This is a genomic window from Ruminococcus sp. AF37-20 (assembly GCF_003460465.1).
Taxonomy (GTDB): Bacteria; Bacillota; Clostridia; order Oscillospirales; family Ruminococcaceae; genus Hominimerdicola; species Hominimerdicola aceti.
Genome location: NZ_QTVE01000012.1, coordinates 1 through 7,998, shown reverse-complemented (window position 1 = coordinate 7,998; position 7,998 = coordinate 1). Strand labels below are relative to the sequence as shown.

Genomic DNA, 7,998 nt, shown 5'->3' with positions numbered 1-7,998 from the left:
CATTATATCACACTTTTTATCTTTTGTCAACCCCTTTTCTGAAGTTTTTTCAAAAAAGTTTTTTGACTTTCGATTTTTTAGTGCTTTCTAATGTGCTGTCTTAAACCAGCTTATCTATTATATCATATTAGCTAAGCTTTGTCAAGACTTTTCTTTGTGAATTCTTTGTGAACTCACTTTCAAGCTACTCCTCAGGTCTCTTCTGTTCTCCCGAACCTTTTACCTTCGTTTCGCTTCTTCCTTTATCGCTCTCTCGAGGCGACTTATATATTTTATCATCTACAGCGACATTTGTCAATAGCTTTTTCATCGTTTCTCTCTTTTATACATTTTCTACCCGATAATTTAGATGTTTTTCACTATGTTGTTCAGTTTATACTATATATAAAAGAAAAAGCAGGGCATTGCCCTGCTCTGATGCTCTTAATTATTAGAAGATGTATCAAATCCGCCCCTGTTAAAGAACAATTCTCTTATTGCAAGCGCACAGCCTGACAGGAATCTGTGCTTGTCCTCAATAATAGACAGCTCTATTTTGCTTGAAACAAGCGCTCCGCCTATCTCTGTCACAGCATCCTTTAATTTCTGGAACGCCTTTTCATTCTGGAATTTGAACTGATGAAGCACTATCTTCTGCGGGTTAGTAGAAAAATACAAGTTGTTAAGAAGCACCGCTAACAGCGTAAGCTCGCCGTTAAGTATCTCTTTTACAGCCTTGTCGTCTTTCTCGTATGCCATCGTTATCATATCCTGATTGACATTCTCAAAGCTTCCCCTTGCCGCCTCATAGAGAAAAGGCGTCTTTTCAGCAGAAAATACTTCCCTAAGCTTTGACATAGTAGCCGATGGAGTGAGTTCACTCTCAACACAGCCCCTTCTTCCGCATGGACAAGTCCTGTCAGAATAAGGGTTGATTATCATCTTATCCACGAAGTTAGTTCTGTTATCATATGAAACGATCGGATCATTAAGATTCGTCACAACAAAGTGCATAGTGTTGCCATACTGCAAAAAGGCTATGTTGTGTCTGTTTATATCCTTCGTTTTAAGGAAGTCGATATTTGCCATAGCCGTACCCTTTACAGAGTTGTCAAAAACCAGCGGAAGCTCAGTTTTCTCTCTTATTGCAGCCTTTAGCTTAGCATAATCAGGCTCGCCATCTTCAACATTGATACCAAGTCTTGAATACATAGTCGGGAATATACCGAAACCGATGCCGAGAATAGAGTTCTTGTCAAGGCAGTTGTCGCCCAGTACCTCGTTTATAGACTTCTCAGTGAAATCAAAAATAGTGCTGTAGTCCGTCTTTTCGTTGATAGCCAGGTTTCTCTTATCGAGAACTGCACCTGCCAGAGTTGACAGACCAACGCTTACGATATCCTCCTCTACCGTTACGCCTATAACGAACTTGTAGTGATGATTAATGTCGATAAGTATCTTTTTTCTGCCTCTCGGAGCTTTTTCTGTAACGTGTTTGTATTCGCCTATTTCCTGTATTATCCCCTGCTCGATCATTTCATTTGTTATGATCGTGACAGCGGCTCTTGTAAGCTCTAAAGTTCCCGCAATGTCGATACGGGAAGTAGGGCCTCTCTGCTTGAGTATCTTGAGGACCTGCATACGGTTGCGCCTCTTGAGATCAAGCTTGCTAATGCCATGCTGTTCCATATAACTATAATTCCCTCCGAATATATTATTACTTGCCCTGTACGTTCAAAGCGTTCCGTGTCCTTTAAATACTGATACGAAACGCCTTTTATGTGCAAGCTTCCGGCGGCAGCCGTGCATGAAATAACGCACAACTCCGCCGTTTAATTGTTCTTCTCGGAAATTATAGCAAACATTTTTAAACTCATGATTAACAATTGATTATCATTTAACTGTTTACCGAACATTTACAATTTTTTAAAGAATGTCAGCCTCGTTGATATCGTCCTCTATCTCCTCGCCGTTGAGAATAGCCTTGAGAGTTTCCACTTCTTCGTCTGTAAGAGTGATACCCTTGCCCATTCTGCTGTGGTCCGGATTCCATTCTCTCAGGTCATATTTAGGCTCTCTCTCGTTCCAGGAAACCTTGTTAAGCTCCTTTGTCCAGCCCTTAGCGTTTTCAGAAAGTACGCCTATACGCTCTGTGATCTCAAATTTCAATTCTGCCATGATAAAAACCTCCATTGGTGTAATAGGAGCATAGCCCCTTTATCTATAAAACGCAGTATCTCTACCGCTTTTTATATGCCCATTCAATAAGCTTATCCCATATCTGTCTGCGGAATATAAAGCCGCATACAAGTGTCTGCACCGCCGCCGCAAGCACGCCGAACCAAAGTCCTGCCGCCGCACCAAGCAGTATATCAAGTGCCGCAATGCCAATGAAAACATCTGCTGGCCTGCGATTTTTGATAATAACAGCCACCGCCAGTATCAGAAATGCCACCGCTGCCCATACCATGCCGTGCCTGAAAACTAGACTCAGCGGCATAAGCACCATAAAGATATACATAAGCCTGTTCTTGTTTTTGTATATTGCAAAGACAAAGCCTGCCAGCAGCAAAGCATACACAATAATGCCCCTTGTGAGCAAGTCTATGAGTACAAATACAGCCAGGCCGCCTATAACTGCGCAAAGCTTTGCAGTGCTAAGGCTCACAAAATGTGAAGCTATCCTTGCAGGAAGCACCTTGTAGAATATGCTCTCCACAGCCTTTCGGTTGAGTATAAAGACCGCAAAGAAAAGCAGTGTCACGATAGCATACAAAGGCAGGTGGTGCATAAGGTCAGTTTCAAAAAGGCAAATGAACATCATCACAAGGATAACGATGTTGTTCACTATCATCTTTTTCATATCTATCCTGAACGGCACTAGCTTTCTCGAGTCTATGGCTCTTATGATGAAAACCGTCATGTAAGCAGCAACCGTGGATATAGGCGGACCGTAAAGTCCTATCCTCGGTATGAGTATAACATTCAGCCCCACGTTTATCACACCTGAAACAAGGCTCGTAAAAAGTGACCTCTTTGTCTGCTTTGAAGCAAGATAAATAGACCCCATAAAAGTGGTGAAGCATGAATAAATGGTCGCATATATGATGATAGGCGAGTATTTTACGCAGTCACGGAAATCTGCGCCTATCCAGAAGTTAGTCACAGGCTGAACGATAAGCAGACAGCCTGCCACAAGGATATACAAAAGGCTCTGATTGAAGTCAAAAACATTCTCATAGAACGAATCTCTGTCATCAGAATCGTCCTCAGTGATAGCCGACATATTCCAAGCCTGACCGAACATAAGATATACCGTTGACACAAGGTTAGGTATCTTGTAAGCCGCCGACAGCACGCCGTTGTAGTCCGAGCCAAGATAGTGGGTAGTCATAAATGAATCCGAGCTGTTTGTTATGAGCCACAAAAGCTGAGCAGGGATAAGAGGCACAGAGTATTGAAGCATTACCTGCAAAAGCTCTCTGTCGATATCCTTGAAGTTTATATATCTCCAAAGCTTTGACTTGAACGTGAGAAATACCACCGATATAAGGTCGGAAAGAATGGTAGCGAGCAAATACTTCTCGATGCCCGTGCCATGACCGAGAAATCCCTCAGGAAGCACCATGTAAAACATTGCCGTCCAAAACAGCGTAAAGAACGTGGTCAGTATGCCATTAAAAGCAAACAGCTTCACCTGCTCCATTGCACGCACGAAAGTTGAATACAGCGACTTCATGCTTGATGTGAACACATATATATATAGTATCAGGCTGTATCCGCCGATATACTTGTCAGCAATGCCCGTCACCGACACAATAGGCAGCAAAATACCGAACACCGCCAGACCAAAGAAGCATATAAGATTGCCAAGGGTAAAGACCTTTACCTTGTCATAAGCCTTGTCAAGACCAAATCTGATTATAGCCTCCGTGATAGTCATGGTCACAAGAGGTATTATCCAGTTAGCAATCTGAGTGAGAACGTCCGTAACGCCCAGCTCAGCCGTAGTAAGATAGTTGGTGTAAATAGGCACAAGCAACAGCACAAGGACTTTTGAGCTGAACGAACCTATAGCGAACACCAGAGTATTTGAAAACAGCTTTTTGTAGCTGCTTTGTTTGCCTGTTTCTGCCATTTAAAATTTCCTCATTACATAAAAATATAACACATAGAGATATTATAACACAATGCTTTGATTTTTGCAAATATTTTTATAAAAAGCCGTATTTTTTCACAAACCGCTTGCAATCAGAGCAAGATTATAGTATAATAGACCTAAAGAAAAGGGCTGTAAAAACAGCGTCACAGAATTACAGGAGGAAGATAACATGAGCAAAGCAACAAAAGTATTTCTGATACTTTTCGTATCTGTATTCACAGCAGGAGTAGCTGCAAATATCATCTGCGAGATATTCAAAACAAGACTTCAGAAATATTATTCTGTAGACTAAAATTTAGCATAGTACAAAAACGTTTATTGTAGGGGAACGGCTCAATTTCCGTTTCACAGAAATGCGACGTCCCGCTTAGTCGGGGCTATTCCCAGCACGCACTCTCAGGACGGCTTCTGCCGTCCTTTTTCTTTACAAAAAACTTTTCACAAAGCTGAAACTTTTTCAGCAAAATTCCCGACTATTAGGGTGAAAGCTCACAGAGCAAAAAAAGAAAGGAGGAAAAACCATGGGAACAGAACTAAAAGATACATTCGTGCAGGCTTATAATGATACATACGATTATATAAACTGCTATCTCACCTCAAAGCTACCCACCAGAGATCTTATAGAAGACGCACTCCAAAGCGTGTATCTTGATTTTTACCGCTCCCTTATCACCACTGAGGGGAAAATAAAAAACGTCAGGCATTACGTCCTGCGTATAGCCAAGCATTATGTTGCAGACCATTACAGACAACAGCCCAAAGCCACATTTGAGGATATCACCGACCTGAATATCCCCGATGAAAAAGCCCTTGCTACCCTTGAAAACGCCGACTTTTTCGACTATGAGCAGGTGATGAGCTATCTCAAAAGCTCCGACGATACCACCTACCGCATTTTCGTACTGCATTATCAGTACGGCTATACTATCAAGAAAACCGCATCATGCCTGGGCTTGTCCCAGTCCACCGTAAAATCAAGACTATACCGCACCCTTGACAAGCTGAAAAAAACATACTGTGAAAAGGAGGAACAAAGCAATGAAAATAACAGATATAATGAAAAAGTCCCACAGCGAAAGCAAGTCTGAAAATCTTGACGCTATCCTGCAAAAAATAGACAATAAAGCCTTTATCACCAACTCAGCCGACAGCGCACACACAGAAACAAAACCCCAGCCTATAAAGCTTAGAAGAAAATCCATCGGCATAGCCGCAGCAGCAGCCTGCGCCGCCATAGCAGTGGGAGCATTCGCATTCAGCGGACTTTTAAAGCCCGATATCGACGCCACCACCCCTGCCCCCTCAACAGCCTCCACCGATACCACAACACAGCCGCCCCAGACCCCACAGCATATCACAGTGCCGAAAGTTATCAACAAGACCTATGCCGAAGCCGAAAAGCTTATCGCACAGGCAGGCGGCACGCCCGTAAGACGTGATAGATATAGCGATACTGTCGCCGCCGAAACTGTCATGAATACCGAGCCTGCCGCAGGGGAAGAAATACAAGCAGGGCAAGAAGTCAACCTGTTTGTGAGTAAAGGTCCAGTTCCTGAGCAAAGAACTTATATCCACAATGACAGTTCACAGACCGACTCTGACGAACAGACCGATAAACAGCTCACCGAAGACGAGCTTGGCACATATGAAGCGGCAGATATAGAGATACCGACCTTTACCGAACGCCTCACCGACCTTGAAAACACAGACGATCTTGACATAATACTTTCCGCACTAAATTCAAGAACCTCAGACTTCGGCATAATCTCCGCCGAAAACCATGAAACCTACCTTGATGTAACAGTGAACACCGAAAATGACGTCACCTGCACAAAAGCTTACCTCCAAGCATACGGCGTAAATATCGATCTTGTGGACGTCCACACCGCCTACCCAAAGCCGACAGGCGATCTCCCCATCAGCGATACGCCTATAACAAATCCGTATAAAGTATCAAATCTTTTGTGCGACCTGGAAGAAATGGGTTACCGCCCAACTTTCACCTCCTGCAGCATTTATGATCAAGGCAACAGATGTGAGGTAACAGTGCTTTACGAACACAACATCAAGGAAATGGAAGAGCTTCTGCAAAGCTGTAACGTTGATATGTCAATAGTCACAATAACCCTCGGCGGCAAAGCAGAAGTCACCCCCGGCTACAGAAGCCCAGGAGAGATAGTTAATATGTCAATAGTCACAATAAACCTCGGCGGCAAAGCAGAAGTCACCTCCAGCTACAGAAGCCCAAGAGAGATACTTGAAGAAGTAAAAGACGTTTTCCATATAAATGATGTAAGAATAGCCATAACTGGCAAGACCTCATATGTAGACGCCTATGCCATAGACATTTCCGACACCGAAAAGCTCGCCGATATAGCAGGCTATATCTCCCGTAAATTCACCGACGATATCCTCTACTCCATACCAATATCCCTAAACGGCAGCGATTACTTTTTCGTACATAAATAGCACAAAACCGCTCTGCACTGCGCAGGGCGGCTTTTTTTCACATACAAAACCTATGGCTTCCAATAACCGTCACCGTAGGCTTAGCGTGCATATAAGCGTTTGAAGTCTTAGCAGGATTGTAGTAGTAAACACAGCCATTTGTGGGGTCCCAGCCGTTCAAAGCGTCACGGGCAGCATTGTAAGCGGAAGCGGCAACAGGCTCGTTGAACTGTCCGTCCACCACCGCCGTAAAAGCGCCGTTTTGGTAAATTACCCCCGAAAGCGTGTCAGGGAAAGACGGGTGTTCAATGCGGTTTAAAATGACCGCACCCACAGCCACCTGTCCCACATAAGGCTCGCCCCTGGCCTCGGCAGAGATTATCCTCGCCAAAAGATTGATATTCTGCTCCGTAGCTGACGGCACAGAGCCGATAGAAATGCCCAACGCACGCAGAGTCTGCGGACCTGCCGTTCCCGTCTGACTTATCCCCTGCTGTTTCTGAAATTTTATCACAGCGGCTTTTGTTTTCTCACCATAGTATCCCGTCACAGAGTCGTTGAACAAACCACGTTCTTTAAGGCGTTCCTGAATAGCCCTAACCTCACTGCCGCTAGACCCAAGCTGAGAGAGCGCACTGTCCGAACCGCCCCAAAAGGCATTCACCGCCGCCAGCGAAACTCCCACCGCCAGCACCGTCACCACAGCTTTTTTCGCAAGCAGATTTCTCATTGTTCTCATAAGATCACCTCCTGAAAATCTGCATTTATTTTTTACAGCATTTACAGATTTATTCACGCAATGTCAATATGCACAAATTCAGTGACACAAATTTATGCAAACAAATGATTTATATTTTAATTTGGCAACATTTCTGCAATTGTTGCATTTTTTATGCAACAAAAAGGGTACTTTTCGTGTATAAGTAGAAAGCGTTTTGATACTTGCGGGCACGTACAAGCCCTGCGACTTAGTGAATACGATGAGAGATTCTGGAACAGGCTGTAGAGTACTTGTGTCAAAGCGTGGGTGTGCGTTGCGGTATTTTGTGTATACGCAACCAAGGGCTTAATACCCAATGTCACACCCCGAACGCAACTTGAAAATTGAATATATATATCGGACAAAATTACGGCAACAAATCTGTAGGGGCGAACAGCGTTCGCCCGTCGAAGAAACAAGTCCACGATTACAACCATTGCAGGACAGAACAAAAAACTATCCTATCACGCTTGTAGGGGACGGCGCCCTCGACGTCCCGCTCGGAGGTGTAATGCTGTGATTGTTGTATCTTTGATGCCAAATTATTTTCGAGGTACATTATTGTGATATTCCCCGATAATTTAATGGGCAAGAAATAGCGTGCTGTCGCATTTCTGTGAGCTTGCGAACAGAAATTTCGCCAAGCCCC

The 7,998-nt window shown here is 43.8% G+C and carries 8 protein-coding genes; 3 read left to right on the top strand and 5 right to left on the bottom strand.

Features of this window, described 5'->3' with window-relative positions:
- Positions 1–184: 184 nt before the first annotated feature.
- From DW015_RS13870 to DW015_RS08825, 4 genes are all read right to left on the bottom strand, one after another.
- Complete coding sequence (locus DW015_RS13870) at positions 185–310, bottom strand: hypothetical protein (protein ID WP_278306133.1); 126 nt, start codon at positions 308–310, stop codon at positions 185–187.
- A 113-nt stretch (positions 311–423) separates the two neighbouring features.
- Positions 424–1,668, bottom strand: coding sequence for an ROK family protein (locus DW015_RS08835; RefSeq protein WP_117905382.1), 1,245 nt, complete (start codon positions 1,666–1,668; stop codon positions 424–426).
- Between the two features lie 237 nt (positions 1,669–1,905).
- Complete coding sequence (locus DW015_RS08830) at positions 1,906–2,157, bottom strand: YdbC family protein (protein ID WP_022287989.1); 252 nt, start codon at positions 2,155–2,157, stop codon at positions 1,906–1,908.
- Positions 2,158–2,218: 61 nt separating this feature from the next.
- A complete protein-coding gene (locus DW015_RS08825) occupies positions 2,219–4,117 on the bottom strand; it encodes a polysaccharide biosynthesis C-terminal domain-containing protein (RefSeq protein WP_117905381.1) in 1,899 nt (632 codons plus the stop codon).
- 193 nt (positions 4,118–4,310) lie between these two features.
- On the opposite strand from DW015_RS08825, the gene DW015_RS13865 reads away from it, so the two are divergent.
- From DW015_RS13865 to DW015_RS08815, 3 genes are all read left to right on the top strand, one after another.
- Entirely contained in the window at positions 4,311–4,433 is a 123-nt protein-coding gene (locus DW015_RS13865; protein ID WP_022287987.1) for a hypothetical protein, read from the top strand.
- A gap of 229 nt (positions 4,434–4,662) precedes the next feature.
- Positions 4,663–5,229: a sigma-70 family RNA polymerase sigma factor gene (locus tag DW015_RS08820; RefSeq protein WP_117905380.1), complete on the top strand. Its 567-nt coding sequence runs from the start codon at positions 4,663–4,665 to the stop codon at positions 5,227–5,229.
- The gene (locus tag DW015_RS08815; protein WP_117905379.1) at positions 5,180–6,610 is read left to right on the top strand and encodes a PASTA domain-containing protein; all 1,431 of its coding nucleotides are present in this window, start codon (positions 5,180–5,182) and stop codon (positions 6,608–6,610) included. The genes DW015_RS08820 and DW015_RS08815 overlap by 50 nt, the downstream gene beginning before the upstream one ends.
- A 37-nt stretch (positions 6,611–6,647) precedes the next feature.
- Here DW015_RS08815 and sleB read toward each other — a convergent pair whose 3' ends face one another.
- Positions 6,648–7,328 (bottom strand): spore cortex-lytic enzyme, encoded by a 681-nt coding sequence (gene sleB, locus DW015_RS08810; protein WP_038672043.1) that lies wholly within the window; start codon positions 7,326–7,328, stop codon positions 6,648–6,650.
- Between the last annotated feature and the right edge of the window lie 670 nt (positions 7,329–7,998).